Genomic DNA, 228 nt, shown 5'->3' on the forward strand with positions numbered 1-228 from the left:
GACGATTAATAATGAACTCCGTCGGAGTCAACGCTTTTCGGATTATAAATTGAGACCACGTAAATGGCATGCTTATCGTTATAATGCCGAAGAAGCTCAACAATATGCCGACTTAAGAAAAGATCGGATTGGTACTAAAAAAAAGTATTCAAAGAAAAAAGCGCGGATTATTGCTAAAAGGATTTTAGATGATAAATGGTCACCGCAAATGATTGCTGAAACTCATAA

Annotated in this window: 1 pseudogene; it reads left to right on the forward strand. The window is 36.0% G+C overall.

Annotation, left to right across the window (positions count from 1 at the left end):
* A pseudogene (locus FD46_RS10740) lies at positions 1-228 on the forward strand (IS30 family transposase); the annotation flags it as partial.

Source organism: Liquorilactobacillus oeni DSM 19972, from assembly GCF_001436275.1.
In the GTDB taxonomy this organism is placed as follows: Bacteria; Bacillota; Bacilli; order Lactobacillales; family Lactobacillaceae; genus Liquorilactobacillus; species Liquorilactobacillus oeni.